This is a genomic window from Streptomyces sp. NPDC088097, assembly GCF_044741845.1.
Taxonomy (GTDB): Bacteria; Actinomycetota; Actinomycetes; order Streptomycetales; family Streptomycetaceae; genus Streptomyces.
In genome coordinates, this window is sequence record NZ_JBIUTJ010000001.1 from 1,175,136 (window position 1) to 1,192,307 (window position 17,172).

At 71.6% G+C, this 17,172-nt stretch carries 15 protein-coding genes and 1 riboswitch; of the genes, 6 read left to right on the top strand and 9 right to left on the bottom strand.

Annotated elements, in window-relative coordinates:
* Positions 1-3: 3 nt before the first annotated feature.
* The 4 genes from groL to thrC all read right to left on the bottom strand — a co-directional run bounded on the left by groL (position 4) and on the right by thrC (position 4,237).
* Positions 4-1,626: a chaperonin GroEL gene (groL, locus tag ACIOD1_RS05395; RefSeq protein WP_365620415.1), complete on the bottom strand. Its 1,623-nt coding sequence runs from the start codon at positions 1,624-1,626 to the stop codon at positions 4-6.
* Positions 1,627-1,978: 352 nt separating this feature from the next.
* Entirely contained in the window at positions 1,979-2,188 is a 210-nt protein-coding gene (locus tag ACIOD1_RS05400; RefSeq protein ID WP_365620417.1) for a cold-shock protein, read from the bottom strand.
* Positions 2,189-2,613: 425 nt separating this feature from the next.
* Positions 2,614-2,892 (bottom strand): MoaD/ThiS family protein, encoded by a 279-nt coding sequence (locus ACIOD1_RS05405; protein ID WP_365620420.1) that lies wholly within the window; start codon positions 2,890-2,892, stop codon positions 2,614-2,616.
* A gap of 46 nt (positions 2,893-2,938) precedes the next feature.
* Positions 2,939-4,237 carry a threonine synthase gene (gene thrC, locus ACIOD1_RS05410; RefSeq protein WP_365620423.1) on the bottom strand — a complete coding sequence of 433 codons (1,299 nt, stop codon included), beginning with the start codon at positions 4,235-4,237 and terminating at the stop codon, positions 2,939-2,941.
* A riboswitch (SAM riboswitch) is annotated at positions 4,231-4,390 on the bottom strand. (Overlaps the previous gene by 7 nt.)
* A 187-nt stretch (positions 4,391-4,577) precedes the next feature.
* On the opposite strand from thrC, the gene ACIOD1_RS05415 reads away from it, so the two are divergent.
* Both ACIOD1_RS05415 and ACIOD1_RS05420 read left to right on the top strand, forming a co-directional pair.
* Positions 4,578-5,528 (top strand): glucosyl-3-phosphoglycerate synthase, encoded by a 951-nt coding sequence (locus ACIOD1_RS05415; protein ID WP_365620426.1) that lies wholly within the window; start codon positions 4,578-4,580, stop codon positions 5,526-5,528.
* A gap of 45 nt (positions 5,529-5,573) precedes the next feature.
* Positions 5,574-7,058 carry a trehalose-6-phosphate synthase gene (locus ACIOD1_RS05420; RefSeq protein ID WP_401900245.1) on the top strand — a complete coding sequence of 495 codons (1,485 nt, stop codon included), beginning with the start codon at positions 5,574-5,576 and terminating at the stop codon, positions 7,056-7,058.
* Between the two features lie 304 nt (positions 7,059-7,362).
* On the opposite strand, the gene otsB is transcribed toward ACIOD1_RS05420, so the two are convergent.
* From otsB to ACIOD1_RS05435, 3 genes are all read right to left on the bottom strand, one after another.
* The gene (otsB, locus tag ACIOD1_RS05425; protein WP_401900248.1) at positions 7,363-8,214 is read right to left on the bottom strand and encodes a trehalose-phosphatase; all 852 of its coding nucleotides are present in this window, start codon (positions 8,212-8,214) and stop codon (positions 7,363-7,365) included.
* A 74-nt stretch (positions 8,215-8,288) separates the two neighbouring features.
* Positions 8,289-8,570: a DUF3263 domain-containing protein gene (locus ACIOD1_RS05430; RefSeq protein WP_365620435.1), complete on the bottom strand. Its 282-nt coding sequence runs from the start codon at positions 8,568-8,570 to the stop codon at positions 8,289-8,291.
* A 124-nt stretch (positions 8,571-8,694) separates the two neighbouring features.
* Positions 8,695-9,999 (bottom strand): extracellular solute-binding protein, encoded by a 1,305-nt coding sequence (locus ACIOD1_RS05435; RefSeq protein ID WP_365620438.1) that lies wholly within the window; start codon positions 9,997-9,999, stop codon positions 8,695-8,697.
* Between the two features lie 212 nt (positions 10,000-10,211).
* On the opposite strand from ACIOD1_RS05435, the gene ACIOD1_RS05440 reads away from it, so the two are divergent.
* From ACIOD1_RS05440 to ACIOD1_RS05450, 3 genes are all read left to right on the top strand, one after another.
* Positions 10,212-11,144, top strand: a complete 933-nt coding sequence (locus ACIOD1_RS05440; protein WP_365620723.1) for an ROK family protein — start codon at positions 10,212-10,214, stop codon at positions 11,142-11,144.
* Positions 11,144-12,295 carry an N-acetylglucosamine-6-phosphate deacetylase gene (gene nagA, locus ACIOD1_RS05445; protein ID WP_365620441.1) on the top strand — a complete coding sequence of 384 codons (1,152 nt, stop codon included), beginning with the start codon at positions 11,144-11,146 and terminating at the stop codon, positions 12,293-12,295. The genes ACIOD1_RS05440 and nagA overlap by 1 nt, the downstream gene beginning before the upstream one ends.
* 124 nt (positions 12,296-12,419) lie before the next feature.
* A complete protein-coding gene (locus tag ACIOD1_RS05450) occupies positions 12,420-13,343 on the top strand; it encodes a 1-phosphofructokinase family hexose kinase (protein ID WP_401900252.1) in 924 nt (307 codons plus the stop codon).
* Between the two features lie 28 nt (positions 13,344-13,371).
* On the opposite strand, the gene ACIOD1_RS05455 is transcribed toward ACIOD1_RS05450, so the two are convergent.
* A complete protein-coding gene (locus ACIOD1_RS05455; protein WP_365620446.1) occupies positions 13,372-14,427 on the bottom strand; it encodes a CBM35 domain-containing protein in 1,056 nt (351 codons plus the stop codon).
* A gap of 68 nt (positions 14,428-14,495) precedes the next feature.
* Entirely contained in the window at positions 14,496-16,226 is a 1,731-nt protein-coding gene (cdgB, locus tag ACIOD1_RS05460) for a diguanylate cyclase CdgB (RefSeq protein ID WP_365620449.1), read from the bottom strand.
* Between the two features lie 339 nt (positions 16,227-16,565).
* On the opposite strand from cdgB, the gene ACIOD1_RS05465 reads away from it, so the two are divergent.
* Positions 16,566-17,156 (top strand): flavin reductase family protein, encoded by a 591-nt coding sequence (locus tag ACIOD1_RS05465; protein ID WP_365620452.1) that lies wholly within the window; start codon positions 16,566-16,568, stop codon positions 17,154-17,156.
* Positions 17,157-17,172 lie beyond the last annotated feature (16 nt).

Sequence of the window (17,172 nt, forward strand, 5' to 3'; positions counted from 1 at the left end):
CGATCAGAAGTCCATGTCACCACCCGGCATGCCGCCGCCCGCGGGGGCACCGGCCTTCTCGGGCTTGTCGGCGATGACGGCCTCGGTCGTCAGGAACAGCGCGGCGATCGACGCGGCGTTCTGCAGCGCGGAGCGCGTGACCTTCGCCGGGTCGATGATGCCCTCGGCGATCATGTCGACGTACTCGCCGGTCGCGGCGTTCAGGCCGTGGCCGATCGGAAGGTTGCGCACCTTCTCGACGACGACGCCACCCTCCAGGCCACCGTTGACGGCGATCTGCTTGAGCGGGGCCTCCAGCGCGAGCTTGACGGCGTTGGCGCCGGTCGCCTCGTCACCCGTGAGGTCGAGCTTCTCGAAGACCGAGGAAGCCTGGAGCAGGGCCACGCCACCACCGGCGACGATGCCCTCTTCGACGGCCGCCTTCGCGTTGCGAACGGCGTCCTCGATGCGGTGCTTGCGCTCCTTGAGCTCCACCTCGGTCGCGGCGCCGGCCTTGATGACGGCCACGCCGCCGGCCAGCTTCGCGAGGCGCTCCTGGAGCTTCTCGCGGTCGTAGTCCGAGTCGGAGTTCTCGATCTCGGCGCGGATCTGGTTGACACGACCCTGGACCTGGTCGCTGTCACCGGAGCCGTCGACGATGGTCGTCTCGTCCTTGGTGATGACGACCTTGCGGGCGCGGCCCAGCAGGTCGAGACCGGCGTTCTCCAGCTTCAGGCCGACCTCCTCGGAGACGACGGTGCCGCCCGTGAGGATGGCGATGTCGCCGAGCATGGCCTTGCGACGGTCACCGAAGCCCGGAGCCTTGACGGCGACGGACTTGAAGGTGCCGCGGATCTTGTTGACGACCAGGGTCGACAGGGCCTCGCCCTCGACGTCCTCGGCGATGATCAGCAGCGGCTTGCCGGACTGCATGACCTTCTCCAGGAGCGGCAGCAGGTCCTTGACCGAGCCGATCTTGGAGTTGACGATCAGGATGTACGGGTCGTCGAGCGACGCCTCCATACGCTCCATGTCGGTGGCGAAGTACGCCGAGATGTAGCCCTTGTCGAAGCGCATGCCCTCGGTGAGCTCAAGCTCCAGGCCGAAGGTCTGCGACTCCTCGACCGTGATGACGCCTTCCTTGCCGACCTTGTCCATGGCCTCGGCGATGAGCTCGCCGATCTGGGTGTCGGCGGCGGAGATCGAGGCGGTGGAGGCGATCTGCTCCTTCGTCTCGACGTCCTTGGCCTGCGCCAGCAGGGCGGCGGAGACGGCCTCGACGGCCTTCTCGATACCGCGCTTGAGGGCCATCGGGTTGGCGCCGGCGGCCACGTTGCGCAGGCCCTCGCGCACGAGCGCCTGGGCCAGAACGGTGGCGGTGGTCGTACCGTCGCCGGCGACGTCGTCCGTCTTCTTGGCGACTTCCTTGACCAGCTCGGCGCCGATCTTCTCGTACGGGTCTTCGAGCTCGATCTCCTTGGCGATGGAGACGCCGTCGTTGGTGATCGTCGGCGCTCCCCACTTCTTCTCAAGGACGACGTTGCGACCCTTGGGGCCAAGGGTGACCTTGACGGCATCGGCGAGCTGGTTCATGCCCCGCTCGAGACCGCGCCGGGCCTCCTCGTTGAACGCAATGATCTTGGCCATCTGAAGTGGTCCTCCCAGGGGGTCCCTCCCATGTTGTAGCCATGGGGGAAGGGGTGGATTGCTCCGGACCGCGCCCGCGCCCGCGACGGACGGCCTGCGGATCCGTCGGTTTCCTTACCGGCGGATCCAGCGGGCCTCACCGACCCGGTCCTCGTCTTAGTAGCACTCTCACCTGGAGAGTGCTAACGCCAATGATTAGCACTCGACCCCCCCGAGTGCAAGCGGCTTCGGGCAACGCCGGGCCGGATTCCGGGCCGACACCCGGGCGCCGCACGCACGAGGGGCCCCCATCCCGTGTCCAGGATGTGGGCCCCTCGTGTGTCTCGGTCTCGTTGGTCGAACGCGCTGGTACTCAGCCGCCGGCCGCGAGCTTGACCATGTCCGCCTGCGGACCCTTCTGGCCCTGCGAGATCTCGAACTCGACCCGCTGACCTTCTTCAAGGGTGCGGTACCCGTCCATCTGGATGGCGCTGTAGTGGACGAACACATCCGCACCACCGTCGACCGCGATGAAGCCGTAGCCCTTCTCCGCGTTGAACCACTTGACGGTGCCCTGAGCCATGCCTAACTCCCCTATTACTGGCCCTTGCGCGGCTCCGCACTTCGCGGAACCGGGTCAGAACTTGCGCCGGAACGCCTCGACCGGGGCTGAATGTATCCGCACCGCTGCTGTCTGCAACAGGTCATTCCGACGAGAATTCCGGACACGCGGAAAGATTGAAATAGAGTGAAAATTTGCGGTATTCCAGGGCAACTCGGGCCCGGCAATCTTCGCCAATGCCCCATAGCGCGCCTACATGTTGACTCAATGTCAACCCTTCCGGGGCCCGCTCATATGCGGCGGGCAAGAACAGCGGAGGGGACTTCCCCAACCCTACCGCGCCCAATCAAGCAGAATTGCCCCCTCCGCTTATTAGCGGAGGGGGCAATTCAGGTGTGCCGGGGTTCGGCCGGATCCCGCGGGTCGCCGGCCGGATGCCGCAGGGGTCAGCAGCCGCCCGCGACGGCGGGAATGATCGAGACGCCGGCGCCGTCCGGGGTCGCCGTCTGCAGGCCGCCCTCGAAGCGCACGTCGTCGTCGTTGACGTACACGTTCACGAAGCGGCGCAGCTTGCCCTGGTCGTCCAGGACGCGCGCGGCGATGCCCGGGTGGCTCTTCTCCAGGGAGTCGATGACCTCGGCCAGGGTGGTGCCCTCGGCCGGGACCTCGGCGACGCCGCCGGTGTAGGTGCGCAGGATGGTGGGGATGCGGACGTTGACGCTCATGGCGCTACCGCCTTTCCGGAAGTCGGGAGGGTGATCGGGAGGGTGATCAGGCCAGGCCCGAGGCGCGGAAGGCGTCCAGGCTCGGTCGGATGGTGGCGGTCTGGCCACTGTCGTCGGCCACCGCCTCCAGGGTCTTGAGGCCGTCACCGGTGTTCAGGATCACCGTGGTCAGCGCCGGGTCCAGCTGCCCGTTCTCGACCAGCTTCTTCGTCACGCCGACGGTCACACCGCCCGCGGTCTCCGCGAAGATGCCCTCGGTCTGCGCCAGGATCTTGATCGCCTCGACGACCTGCTCGTCGTTGACGTCCTCGACGTAGCCGCCGGTGCGCCGCGCGATGTCCAGGACGTACGGGCCGTCGGCCGGGTTGCCGATCGCCAGGGACTTGGCGATGGTGTTCGGCTTCTGCGGGCGGACGACCTCGTGGCCGGCCTTGAAGGCGGTGGAGACCGGGGAGCAGCCCTCGGCCTGGGCGCCGAAGATCTTGTAGGGCTTGTCCTCGACCAGGCCGAGCTTGATCAGTTCCTGCAGACCCTTGTCGATCTTCGTCAGCTGGGAGCCGGACGCGATCGGGATGACGATCTGGTCGGGCAGCTGCCAGCCGAGCTGCTCGCAGATCTCGTACGCCAGGGTCTTGGAGCCCTCGCCGTAGTACGGGCGCAGGTTGACGTTGACGAAGCCCCAGCCCTCGCCCAGCGGGTCGCCGATGAGCTCCGAGCAGAAGCGGTTGACGTCGTCGTAGTTGCCCTCGATGCCGACCAGGTCGCCACCGTAGACACCGGCCATGACGACCTTGCCCTGCTCCAGGTCGTGCGGGATGAACACGCAGGAGCGGAAGCCGGCGCGGGCCGCCGCGGCGCCGACGGCGCCGGCCAGGTTGCCCGTGGAGGAGCAGGACAGGGTGGTGAAGCCGAAGGCGCGGGCGGCCTCGACGGCGATGGCCACGACGCGGTCCTTGAAGGAGTGCGTCGGGTTGCCGGAGTCGTCCTTGACGTACAGCTTGCCGGTGAAGCCCAGCTCCTTGGCCAGGTTGGCCGCGTCCACGAGCTTGGTGAAGCCGGGGTTCAGGCTGGGCTTGGAGGCCACGTCGGCGGGGACGGGCAGCAGCGGCGCGTAGCGCCAGATGTTGTTCGGGCCGGCTTCGATCGCCGCGCGCAGCGCCTCGGGGTCACCGGTGGGAAGGTCGTAGGACACTTCCAGCGGTCCGAAACACTCGGCGCACGCAAAGATGGGGCCGAGCTCGAAGCGGGTGCCGCACTCGCGACAGGAAAGACCGTTGGCGGGTCCGAGGTCAACAGAGGTGGGAACAGTCTGTGCAGCCATGATGGCGAGGCCCTTTCTCCTCATCTTCCCCATGGCGCACTTCGCCATGAGACGGAATTGGCACCTTCCCTAGTCGGGGACCTCGCGGGAGTGCGTCCGAAAAACGCATCGCGAGAACCGACTGGAGGGTTGCCGGGGCTTCAACGGGCCGTGTCCCTCTGCCCCTCTGGATGAGCGGTATGGCACCGGACACACGCGCTCTGTGGCGCGCCGGTGCGTTTGTGTGCGGGACCCCCCGGCATGCGGCGGGCCTTCGCGTTGTTCAAGACTGTAACCGAAGGGACGGGCGGTTGAGACAGACGTCCGAACCGCGAGATGGATCACATTTCCGTCCAAACCCTCTACGCCGCAGGGAGTGCTCAGAGTGCTGGATGAGGTGGAGCGCTGGCTGGCCGACCGCTCCTGGTCCGCCGCCGATCGACCGCTCGACCAGTTGCTCGACCGGAAACGGGCCACCGGGACGACGGTCAGCGTGGTGCTGCCCGCGCTCGACGAGGAGGCCACGGTCGGGCAGATCGTGGAGGTGATCCGGCGCGATCTGATCGAGGGCCCGCCCACCCCGCTCGTGGACGAGCTGGTCGTGATCGACTCGGGCTCCACGGACCGGACGGCGAAGGTCGCGGCCGAGGCCGGGGCCCGCGTGGTGCACCGCGACGAGATCCTCCCGAGGATCCCGGCGGTGCCCGGCAAGGGCGAGGTGCTGTGGCGCTCGCTGCTCGCCACCGACGGGGACGTGGTCTGCTTCGTGGACGCCGACCTGCGGGACTTCTCGGCCTCCTTCGTGTCCGGCATCGTCGGCCCGCTGCTGACCGATCCGCAGGTCCAGTTCGTCAAGGCCATGTACGACCGCCCGCTCGGCGACGCCCCGGGCCAGGGCGGCCGGGTCACCGAGCTGGTGGCCCGCCCGCTGCTCAACCTGCACTGGCCGCAGCTGGCCGGTTTCGTGCAGCCGCTGGGGGGCGAGTACGCCGTACGCCGTTCCCTGCTGGAGCGGCTGCCGTTCCCCGTCGGGTACGGGGTGGAGCTGGGCCTGCTGGTGGACGCGCTGCACACCGTCGGGCTGGACGCGCTGGCCCAGGTGGACGTCGGGGTCCGGCTGCACCGGCACCAGGACGGGCAGGCGCTGGGCCGGATGGCCGCCGCGATCTACCGCACGGCGCAGCTGCGGCTCTCGCGCGGGCACCTCGTACGGCCGGCGCTGACCCAGTTCGAGCGGGGGCCGGGCGGTTTCGTGCCGCGCACGTACGCCGTGGACACCGAGGAGCGACCGCCGATGGTCGACGTCAAGGAGTACGCGGGACGGCGGGTGGCGTGACGCGGTAGACGTTTGAGCCGGAACCTCCCGGGCTAGGTTCGCGGCATGGCTTCCCAGGTACTCGTCGCGGCCAACCGCGGCCCGCTGTCCTACGCCCTCTCCGACGACGGGACGCTCGACGCCCGGCGTGGCGGGGGCGGTCTCGTCTCCGGTCTGTCGGCGGCCCTCGCGCAACAGCCGGGGGCCCTTTGGATCTGCGCGGCCCTCTCGGACGCGGACCGGGAGGCGGTGCGGCGGGGCGTCGCCGAGCCGGGGGTGCGGATGCTGGCCATCGACCCCGAGGTGTACGACGACGCGTACAACGGCATCGCGAACTCGGTGCTCTGGTTCACCCACCACCACCTCTACGACGTCCCGCGCGAGCCGGTCTTCGACGCGGCCTTCCGTCGCCGCTGGGACTCCTACGTCGTCTACAACCGGGCCTTCGCCGAAGCCCTGGCCGAGGAGGCCGCCGAGGGCGCCGCCGTCCTCGTCCAGGACTACCAACTGGCGCTGGTCCCGGGCCTGCTGCGCGACCTGCGGCCGGACCTGCGGATCGGGCACTTCACGCACACGCCGTGGGCGTCGCCCGATTTCCTGGGGATGCTGCCCGACGACATCAGGCAGCAGCTGATGTGGGGCATGCTCGGCGCGGACCGGCTGGGCTTCCACACCTGGGCGTGGACCGAGAACTTCCTGCTCGGCGCGCGGCTGGACGACGCGACCGGGGTGGCCGAGCCGTCCCGGCCGTCCGGGAGCGGGGACCACGGGGTCGCGCACCGGCGCGTGTCGGCGGGGGGCGGGCTCGGCGAGGAGCGGTTCACGCACGTGGGCCCGTACCCGCTCGGGGTGGACGCCGACGACCTGCGCGCGCTGGCGCACCGGCCGGTCGTGGACGACAAGCTGGCGGCGCTGCGGGCGGAGGTCGGCGACCGCAAGGCGATCGTCCGGGTGGACCGCACCGAGCTGTCGAAGAACATCCTGCGCGGGCTGCTGGCCTACCGCGAGCTGTTGACCACGCACCCCGAATGGCGGGAGCGGGTGGTGCACCTGGCCTCCGCGTACCCGTCCCGGCAGGACCTGGAGGCGTACCGCTCCTACACCGCCTCGGTGCGGGAGCTGGCGGCGGAGATCAACGCGGAGTTCGGCACGGCGGACTGGCAGCCCGTGCTGGTCTCCGTCGAGGACGACTTCGCGCGCTCACTGGCCGCGTACCGGATGGCGGACGTGGCCTTGGTCAACCCGGTCCGGGACGGCATGAACCTGGTCGCGAAGGAGATCCCGGTGGTCTCGGAGGCGGGCTGCGCGCTGGTGCTGTCCACCGGGGCGGGGGCGTACGAGGAACTGCGGGCCGACGCGCTGACGGTGAACCCGTACGACGTCACGGCGACGGCCGCCGCCCTCCACGAGGCCCTGTCCATGCCGGACGCGGAACGCGCGGAACGCACCAAACGCCTGGCAGCGGCCTCCACGGCCCTCCCCCCGTCCACCTGGTTCGAAGCCCAACTGACCGCCCTGACCCACCCCAAGGCCAACCCCACCCACACCTGAGCCCCACCCACACCTGATCCCCTCCGCCCCCAGAGCCCCCTCCAGCCCCGGCGCCACTTCCAGCCCCGCCGGCGCTTGAGGCGACCTTCCAGCCCCGCCGGCGTTTGAGGCGCGGGGGCCCGGGGGCGGAGCCCCCGCAACGACGCCGCACCCAACGGGGGGTCCGGGCGCAGCCCGGGGAACGGAGGAAGGGCGGGTCGGGGACCAGCACCGCGCAGCGCCACCCCACCCGCACCCGGCACCGGCCCCGCACCCGGCACCGGACCCCGCACCGGACCCCACCAGGACCGGACCGGACCGGAGGTCAGCGACTCCGCAGGGCGACAGCAAGCGCGGCCAGCAGCCCCGTCACCGCCTCCGGCCCAGGAACGACCAGATCCGCACGGGACGCCAGCTCCGGCACCTCCGCCGAGCCGCTGCACACCAGCAGCCCCGGCAACCCGTCGGCCCGCCGCTTCTCGACCGCCGAGTACGCCGCGAGGTCGCCCAGGTCGTCCCCGGCGTACAGCACGGGCCCGGCGTCCCGTTCCGCGAGGAACTCCGTCAGGGCGACGCCCTTGTCCATGCCCGGCGGCCTCAGCTCCAGCACCGCCCGGCCCGGCTCCACCATCAGCCCGTGGCGCGCGGCCAGCTCCGAGAGGGGCTCGCGCAGGGCCTCGAAGGCCGCCACCGGGTCCTCCGCGCGCCGGGTGTGGACGGCCAGCGCCCGGCCCTTCTCCTCGATCCAGGTGCCGCGCCAGGCGCCGATCGCGTCGAGGAAGCCCGGCAGCTCGGCCCGTACGGCCGCGACCCCGGGGTGTTCGGCCGGGGCGTGGACGCTGCCGCTGACGGCGTCCCACCGCTCGGCTCCGTAGTGGCCGAGGACGACGAGGTGCTCCAGGCCGGGGACCCCGGCGAAGCCTCCGTAGCGGACCGCGACACCGGCCGGCCGGCCGGTGACCACGGCGACGGCCTCGACCTCGGGAGCCAGCGCGGCGAGCGCCGGCACGGCGTCCGGGTGCGCGCGGGCCTGGTCGGGGTCGGGAACGATGTCGGCGAGTGTGCCGTCGAAGTCGAGGGCTACGACGGCCCTGCGGGGTGTGCGCAGGAGGGCTTCCAGGCCCTCGCGTCCAGCGGCGGTGACGGGCATCGGCAAGTCGTGCGGATGGCTCCCCATACGGTCGACCCTACCGGCGCGGCCGCGCCACGCCCACCCCGCCCACGGCCCCGCCCGCCGGCCCGCGAGCCGGCCTACCGTCGGGCCCGCTGGGCCTCGCGGATCCGGCGCAGGCGGTTGACGGTGCCCGGCGCGTGCTCCAGGGCCCTCGGGTCGTCCATCAGGGCGTTGAGCAGTTGGTAGTAGCGGACGGGGGTCAGGCCGAGGCCCTCCCGTATGGCCCGCTCCTTGGCTCCGGGCCCCGGCCAGCTGCGTCCTTCGTAGGCGAGGACGGCGGCCTCGGCGTCCGTGAGCCGCCGCCCGCGCGTCACACCACCCGTACCGTCCACCTCACCCGCCTGCCCGTCGTCCGTCATACGGCCAGATTAACGGCGCGCGCCGACAGCCGACCGGAGGCCACCGGCCGGCTGCCGACGGCCACCGTCGCCGTCGCCGGCAGCCACCGTCATCGACGGCCACCGTCATCGGCGGTAGGCGTCGTCAGCGGTCGCCGTCGTGCTTGGCGGCGCTCGTCGCGATGTCGTTCAGGACCTTCGCCGGCTGCCCGCCGGGCTGGACGACCTGCCCGATGTTCTTCTTCACGTCCTCGCTGACCCCGGCCCAGGACTTCTTGCCGACCGGGTACAGCCGCGCCGTCGGCAGGGCCGCCAGGAAGGTCTTCAGCTGGGTCGCCGAGCCGCCGCTGGAGGCCTCCATCGCGCGGAAGCCGCTGGTGGTGACCGGGAGGAGGTCGTACTTGCCGGTGAAGGCGGTCACGTTCTTCTCCGCGTACAGGTGGTCCAGGAACTTCCCGGACTCCGCCCGGTGCCCGTTCTTGAATGCCATGACCCAGTCCGCGACGCCCATCGTGGAGTGCTCGGTGCCGTCGATGGTCGGCATCGCCACCATGCCGAACTTGAGGCCCTTGCCGGCGGCCTGCTTGAGCAGCGTCGGGTGGCCGTTGAGCATGCCGACCTCGCCGCGCGTGAAGGCGTCGAAGGCGGCCTGACGGTCCAGCTTGGCGGGCTCGACGGGGCCGGTGAGGCCCTGGCCGACCATCTTGTCGCGGAGGAACTCGAAGGTCTTGACGTTCTCCTCGGAGTCGATCGTGTAGACCTCCTCGTTGTCGGTGTAGCCACCACCGCCCGAGAGCATCCACAGCATGGACTCGGCCTGTGCCTCCTCGCGGCCCAGCGGCAGCGCGAGGGGGGTGGGGACGCCCGCCGTCTTCAGCTTCTTGGCGGCCGCTTCCAGCTCCGCCCAGCTCTTGGGCTGCCAGGCCGCGTTGGCGTCCTTCGATATGACCCCGGCGTCGGCGAGCAGCTTCTGGTTGTAGAAGAGCAGGCGCGTGCTGGCCACGAAGGGCATGCCGTACTGGACGCGCTTGACCTTGCCCGCGTCGGCGAGCGGGCCGAGGAAGTCGGCCTCGGTCTTCACGGAGAGCAGCTCGTCGGTGGTGTAGAGCTTCCCGGCCGCCGCGTAGTCGGCGTAGGCGCCGATCTGGGCGATGTCGGGGGCCTTGCCGGCCTTGACCATCTCGGCGACCTTGGCGTCCACCTCCGACCAGGAGTAGACGCTGACCTCGACGTGGACCTTCGGATTGGCCTCCTCGAAGGAGGCCGCGAGGCCCTTCCAGTAGGCCGCCGAGGAGTTCTGCGGATTGTCGCCGTAGTCGGCCGCCACGACCCGGAGGGTCACCTCGTTGTTCCCGCCGAGGCCGGGAACGGTTCCACAACCCGCCAGGGTGACGGCGGTCAGGCACAGTGCGGCGCCGGCCGCGGCCGACCTCAGGTAACGGCCGTTCACAGTTCTCGTTCCACCCCTTGTCGTACGTACGATTGCACGTAAGGTCTACACCACTTTGGCGACACCTCCACACCCCTGTGCGGGCACTCGTCCGGACTGTGTCCGGACCGTATCCGGACCAAGGTCCCTAATTTGTATGGCCACTCAACAATCCCCCCCAATGGACTAGACCTTTGCCTCCCGAGCACGCGAGACTGTCTCCTGTGAAACCCGTGAAACACGTCATCGCCCTCGATGTGGGCGGCACCGGGATGAAGGCCGCCCTCATCGCCCGGGACGGCACCCTGCTGCACGAGGCGCGCCGCGCCACCGGCCGCGAGCGGGGCGCCGAAGCCGTCGTCGAGACGATCCTGGACTTCGCCGCCGAGTTGTTCGCGCTGGGCCGCGAGCGCTTCGGCACGTCCGCCTCCGCCGCCGGCGTCGCCGTCCCCGGCATCGTCGACGCCGAGCGAGGCATCGCCGTCTACGCCGCCAACCTCGGCTGGCGCGACGTACCGATGCGCGAGCTGCTCGGCAGACGTCTCGACGGGATCCCCGTCGCCCTCGGCCACGACGTCCGCACGGGCGGGCTCGCCGAGGGTCGCATCGGCGCGGGTCGGGGCGCGGAGCGCTTCCTCTTCGTGCCCCTGGGCACCGGCATCGCCGGCGCCATCGGCATCGCCGGCCGGATCGAGGCCGGGGCCCACGGGTACGCGGGCGAGATCGGCCACATCGTGGTCCGCCCGGGCGGACCCGCCTGCGGCTGCGGACAGCGCGGCTGCCTGGAGACCCTGGCCTCCGCCTCCGCCGTCTCCCGCGCCTGGGCCGCCGCCTCCGGCGATCCCGACGCCGACGCCGCGGACTGCGCCAAGGCCGTCGAGTCGGGCGACGCACGCGCCCGTGAGGTGTGGCTGGCCGCCATCGGCGCGCTCGCCGACGGCCTCGTGACCGCCATCACCCTCCTGGACCCCCGCACGCTGATCATCGGTGGCGGGCTCGCCGAGGCGGGGGAAACGTTGTTCACACCACTTCGGACGGCCGTGGAGGAGCGCGTGACGTTCCAGCGACTGCCCGAGATCGTTCCGGCGGCCCTCGGGGACACGGCCGGATGCCTGGGCGCAGGGCTGCTCGCCTGGGACCTACTCGCCACGGAGGTACCTGCCTGATGTCCGGAAGCGCACACAGCACCGTTCTTTCCGGCGCCAGGGTGGTGCTGCCCACGGGGACCGTCGCCAACGGGCGGGTCATCGTCGAGGGCGACCGGATCGTGGGCGCCGCCCACGAGGGCGCGGCGGTCGTCGACCTCTCGGGGCACTGGATCGTCCCCGGCTTCGTGGACATCCACAACCACGGCGGCGGCGGCGCCTCCTTCACCTCCGGCACCGCCGAGGAGGTCCTCAAGGGCGTCCGCACCCACCGCGAGCACGGCACGACCACCCTCGTCGCCTCCACCGTCACCGGCGAGCTGGACGAGCTGGCCCGGCGCGCCGGGCTGCTCGCCGAGCTGACCCAGCAGGGCGAGATCGCGGGCATCCACTTCGAGGGGCCCTTCATCAACCCCTGCCGCAAGGGCGCCCACAAGGAAGACCTGCTGCGCGACCCCGACCCGGCCGAGGTCCGCAAGCTCGTCGACGCCTCGCACGGCGCGGCCCGGATGTTCACCCTGGCCACCGAGCTGCCGGGCGGACTGGACTCCGTACGGCTGCTGGCCGAGCACGGGGTGATCGCCGCGATCGGGCACACGGACTCCACGTACGAGCAGACGCGCCAGGCCATCGACGCGGGCGCCACCGTCGCCACGCACCTCTACAACGCGATGCCCGGCCTGGAACACCGCGCCCCGGGGCCGATCGCCGCGCTGCTGGAGGACGAGCGGGTCACCGTCGAGCTGATCAACGACGGCACCCACCTGCACCCGGCCATGCTGGAGCTGGCCTTCCACCACGCGGGCGCCCACCGGGTCGCGCTGATCACCGACGCGATGGACGCGGCCGGCTTCGGCGACGGGACCTACCACCTCGGCCCGCTGGAGGTGCGCGTCGAGGACGGCGTCGCCCGCCTCGTGGAGGGCGGCTCGATCGCCGGTTCGACCCTCACCCTGGACACGGCCTTCAAGCGGTCGGTCACCGTGGACCGGCTGCCCGTGGAATCCGTGGTGCAGGCCATCTCGGCCAACCCGGCCAAGCTGATCGGCCACTACGACCGGGTGGGCTCGCTGGAGCCCGGCAAGTACGCCGACCTCGTGGTCCTCGACGCCGCGTTCGACGTCAAGGGCGTCATGCGGCGCGGCGAATGGGTCGTCAGACCACAGCTCTGAGCGGTTTCCTGACGGCCCTTCGTGCCGGTGGGGAGTGAATCGCGCCAAGCGGTCGGCCCGCGGGACTGGGCCGGCCGCCTTCCGTTTGGCATGATCCCGGCACACACCGAGACCGGGAACGGCCATGATCCTCACCGTCACGCTCAACACCGCGCTCGACGTCACCCACCGGGTGCCGCGCCTGCGTCCGCACACCTCGCACCGGGTCACCGGCGTCACCGAACGCCCCGGCGGCAAGGGCCTCAACGTGGCCCGGGTGCTCGCCGCCCTCGGCCACGAGGTGACGGCGACGGGCTTCGCGGGCGGACCCGCCGGAGCGCTCGTCCGCGAGCTGCTCGCCGACGCGCCGGGGGTGACCGACGCCCTGGTCCCCTGCGCGGGCACCACCCGCCGCACCCTGGCCGTGGTCGACGAAGCCACCGGCGACACCACGCAGTTCAACGAGCCCGGCCCGCAGATCTCCGCCGCCGAGTGGGCCGCCTTCCTGGAGCGGTACACCGAACTGGCCGCCGGAGCCCGGGCCGTGGCCCTGTGCGGGAGCCTGCCCCCGGGCGTGCCGGTGGGGGCGTACGCGGTCCTCGTGCGGGCGGCCCGCGCGGCCGGCGCCGCCCCGGTGCTCCTCGACACCAGCGGCGAGGCCCTGCGGCGCGGGGTCGCCGCCCGCCCGGACATCATCAAGCCGAACGCCGCCGAGCTGGCCGAGCTGACGGGCTCCCGCGATCCGCTCCCGGCCACCCGCGACGCCCGCCGCCGGGGCGCCCACGCGGTGGTGACCTCCCTGGGCCCGGCCGGCCTGCTCGCCGCGACCCCGGAGGGCGCCTGGCAGGCCGCCCCGCCCCGCCCGCTCGGCGGCAACCCGACGGGTGCGGGCGACTCCGCGGTGGCGGGCATCCTGGCGGCGCTGACCCACGGCCTGGACTGGCCGGCCCGCCTCGTCCAGGCGGTCGCCCTCTCGGCGGCCACGGTGCGCGCCCCGGTGGCGGGAGAGTTCGACCCCCGCACCTACGAGGAGGTACGGGGGTCGGTGACGGTCACGGCCGTCCGGTGACGGCGGGGGGCCCGCCGCCCCCGGTGGCTCAGCGGTTGGTGTGCCCCTGACTCAGACCGAGCTGGTCGAAGATCACGTCGCACTGGTTCCCGGACTCGCACGAGATCTTCATCGTGTTCGAGCCCTTCTTGAGGTTGATCCAGGCGTACGTCCGGGTCCAGCCCTTGTCCCACGCCCCGGCCTCGCCCTTGGAGAAGTTCGCGAGGTTCAGGGACTGCGTGGGGCTCTGGCCGTTGACCGTGAGGGTCGCCTTGGCGTCCTTGCCCGGCACCGCGTAGTTCACGTGCAGCGTGTACTCGCCGGACTCGGGGACCTCGACCGTCCAGGTCAGCGCGGCGCCCGGGGTGTTGAAGTTGCCGACGTACTGGCCGCCCGAGCTCTTCGAACCCTGCACCGTGTTCTGGAGCAGCGCGCCCCCGGTGAGGGCCATGCCGGAACCGGCCGCCTCGCCCTTGGGCAGCGGGCTGCGGGAGGGCGTCGGGGAGCCGCTCGCCTTCGGGGCGTCCGGATTGTTCGGGGGCGCGGCCGACTGGGTCTGCCCGTCCGTCCCCGCCTTGTCGTCCTTGTCCCCGTCGCTGCCGAAGGCCAGGGCCGCGCCGATGCCGATCACGACCGCGCCGACCACCGCTATCGCGGCGATCAGCAGCCCCTTGCGGCTGGAGCCGCCGTTGCCCGACCCGTGGCCGCCACTGCCGTGCGAGCCCCGGCCGCCGCCCTGGGGAGCCACCGGCTGGGTGTGGTGCTGCTGCTGCGGGACGCCGTAGCCACCGGCCTGGAGGGCCTCGGGTGCCTGGTACTGCGCCTGGTAGGCCGGGGACTGCTGCTGCTGGGGCGGAACCCCGCCGCGCTGGCCGCCGTACGGGCGGTCGCCGACCGAACGCACCTGGTGGTGCGAGGTGCGGGGGACACCGGGCTGTGCGCCGGAATGACCACCGGCCGCGGGACCGGGGTAGCCGTAGCCACCGCCCGACGTGGGCGGGGCGGCTCCGGCGGCCTGGCCGTCCGCGTAGAGGTAGCCGAACGGATCATCGTCCTCGGGCTGGTTCGCCCCACCGTGCGGGCCGTTGTTCGCGGGCGTCGTCATCGCAGGTCACTCCTTTCGACCCACGGGAGCCTACCCCGAACACGTGCGCCCCCGAGCGGTCGATCGACTCATCCGGCTCGCCGGTGCGCCTTGGAGCGCGACCTCTTCTCGATGTACATCCGCTGGTCGGCGGAGCGCAGCACCTCGTCCGCCGACATCCCGCAGCCGGCCCAGCCGATCCCGAAACTGGCCCCGACGCGGACCGCCCGGCCGTCCACGCGGATGGGCGGGATGATCGCGTTGCGCAGCCGAACGGCGAGGTCGGCGGCGTCGGCGGCGCCCAGTCCGTCGGCGAGGACGACGAACTCGTCACCACCCAGCCGAGCGACGGTGTCACCGTCGCGGACGCCCGTCGTCAGGCGTCGGGCCACCTCGATGAGGACGGCGTCGCCGGTGTGGTGACCGAAGCGGTCGTTGATCGATTTGAAGCCGTCGAGGTCGCAGAAGAGCACCGCGAGGCCCTTCGTCCCGTCGTCGATGTCCGTGGTGGGCGCCACGGTGTGCACGTGGTGTTCGAAGGAGCCGTCGGACGGGCCCGCGAGGACCCCGGCGAACTCGAAGGGCTCGGAGCCGGGGCCGACGTATCCGGGGTGACCGGCCTGGGCGCCGGCCCCGCCCTGTCCGTCGGGCTGGAACCCGTGCTCACCCGCCCCGACGCCCGCTTCGGGGCGCCCCTCGTAGGCCGCGTCCAGTGCCTCCACGGCGGTGGCCCGCACCGACTGGGGGCGCCGGCACAGGCGGGCGCCGAGCCGGGAGCGCAGCTCGGCGCTGTTGGGCAGGCCGGTGAGGGAGTCGTGGCTGGCCCGGTGGGCGAGCTGGAGCTCGTGCCGCTTGCGTTCCTCGATGTCCTCGACGTGGGTCAGCAGGAAGCGCGGCCCGTCGGCGGCGTCGGCGACGACGGAGTTGCGCAGCGAGACCCATACGTACGTCCCGTCGCGCCGGCCGAGGCGCAGCTCGGCCCGGCCGCCCTCGGCGGAGGTGCGCAGCAGGGTGCCGATGTCCTCGGGGTGGACCAGGTCGGAGAAGGAGTAGCGGCGCAGCACGGAGGCGGGTCGCCCCAGGAGCCGGCACAGCGCGTCGTTGGTGCGCAGCAGGCGGCCGTGCTGGTCGCCGCCCATCTCGGCGATGGCCATGCCGCTGGGCGCGTACTCGAAGGCCTGGCGGAACGACTCTTCACTGGCCCGCAGGGCCTGCTGCTCGCGCTCCAGGCGGACGAGGGCCCGTTGCATGTTGGCGCGCAGTCGTGCGTTGCTGATCGCAATGGCCGCCTGGAAGGCGTACATCTGGAGCGCTTCGCGCCCCCAGGCTCCGGGGCGGCGTCCGTTGCGCGGTCTGTCCACCGAAATGACACCCAGCAGTTCCCCGGCGGTCGCGTACATGGGTGCGTAGAGCCGGTCCTCGGGGTGCCACTCGTCCTCGAAGCGCGGATCGGGGCCCTCGGTGTGCCACTGCGGGACGTCGTCCTCCAGCAGGACCCAGCCCTCGGTGTGCGGGATGAAGCGGAGTCCGTGCCAGTCCTCGCCCATGGTCAGCCGGCGTTCCCAGGAGGGGCGTGAGCCGACGCGTCCCGTGATCAGCGCCTCGGCGGCGGGGTCACCTGCGAAGGCGGCGACGACGAGGTCCCCGTCAGGGCGTACGAGATTGACACAGGCGAGTTCGTAGCCGAGGCCGCGGACGATGCCGTCGACGACCGTCTGCAGGGTGTCCGCCAGGCTGCGGGCCGTATTCAGCTCGGCCACCACCCGGTGCAGCTGCCGCAGGGTCGCAAGACGGACGTACGGCTCCGACTCGGTCTCCATTGCTCGCTCTCCCCGAGACCTCGACAGCAACTCCAGGTTTGTCATCGGCGTTTCGTTGCGGTGTCCCGTCCACTGAATCACAGTGAGCTGTGCGCCAGGTACACAGGGTCAACAAATCTTGCTCTCTGTGACTCAAGTCACATGAGATGACCAACAGTGCGGTATACACCCCCTGTTGGGTGGGAGCGCTCCCCCTTCTTCACGGAAGCGAACGCCGTGCGCGAAACGGACGGGGCGCAACGAGCGGAACGATACGCCCGGCCTAGGCCCTCGGGCGGGGACACGGCTCGGACCATCGCCCGATGTGCGGCGGACGGCGGCGGGACTAGCGTTCGGGGCGTGCCGAAGACGACCCCCGTACCCGTGACCACCGCCCCGCCGCACCCCCTGCCGACCACCACCCCCCATCCTGAGGGGGTGAGCAACGACGAGTTCCGGGCTGCCATGTCCCGGCTGGCGGCGGGCGTGTGCCTGATCACCGCGCACGAGGCCCCCCTTTCCGCCGACGGACCGCGCGGCGAGGACGTCGGCATGACGGCCACCGCCTTCATGTCGGTCTCGCTGGAACCGCCGCTGGTCCTCGTGAGCGTGCGCGAGGGCTCACGGATGGACGACCTGCTGGCGGACCAGCCGCTGTGGGCGGTCTCCGTCCTCGCGGACAGCCAGGCCCAGGTCGCGGGCCGGTTCGCCATGAAGAACCGGATCAGCGACCGGCTCCTCTTCGAGGGGCTGCCCGTCGTACGGGGCGAGGTGTCGGGGGCGCTGCTGATGTCGCACGCGCTGGCCACCCTGGAGTGCCGTACGGAGTCCCGCGTCGAGGCCGGCGACCACACCCTGGTGATCGGCCGCGTCCTGACCGCCTCGCAGCCCAACCCGGACGCGCCGCCGCTGACGTACTTCCGGGGGCGTTACCGCCACCTGGCGCAGTAGGGCGTCCGAGAGGGCG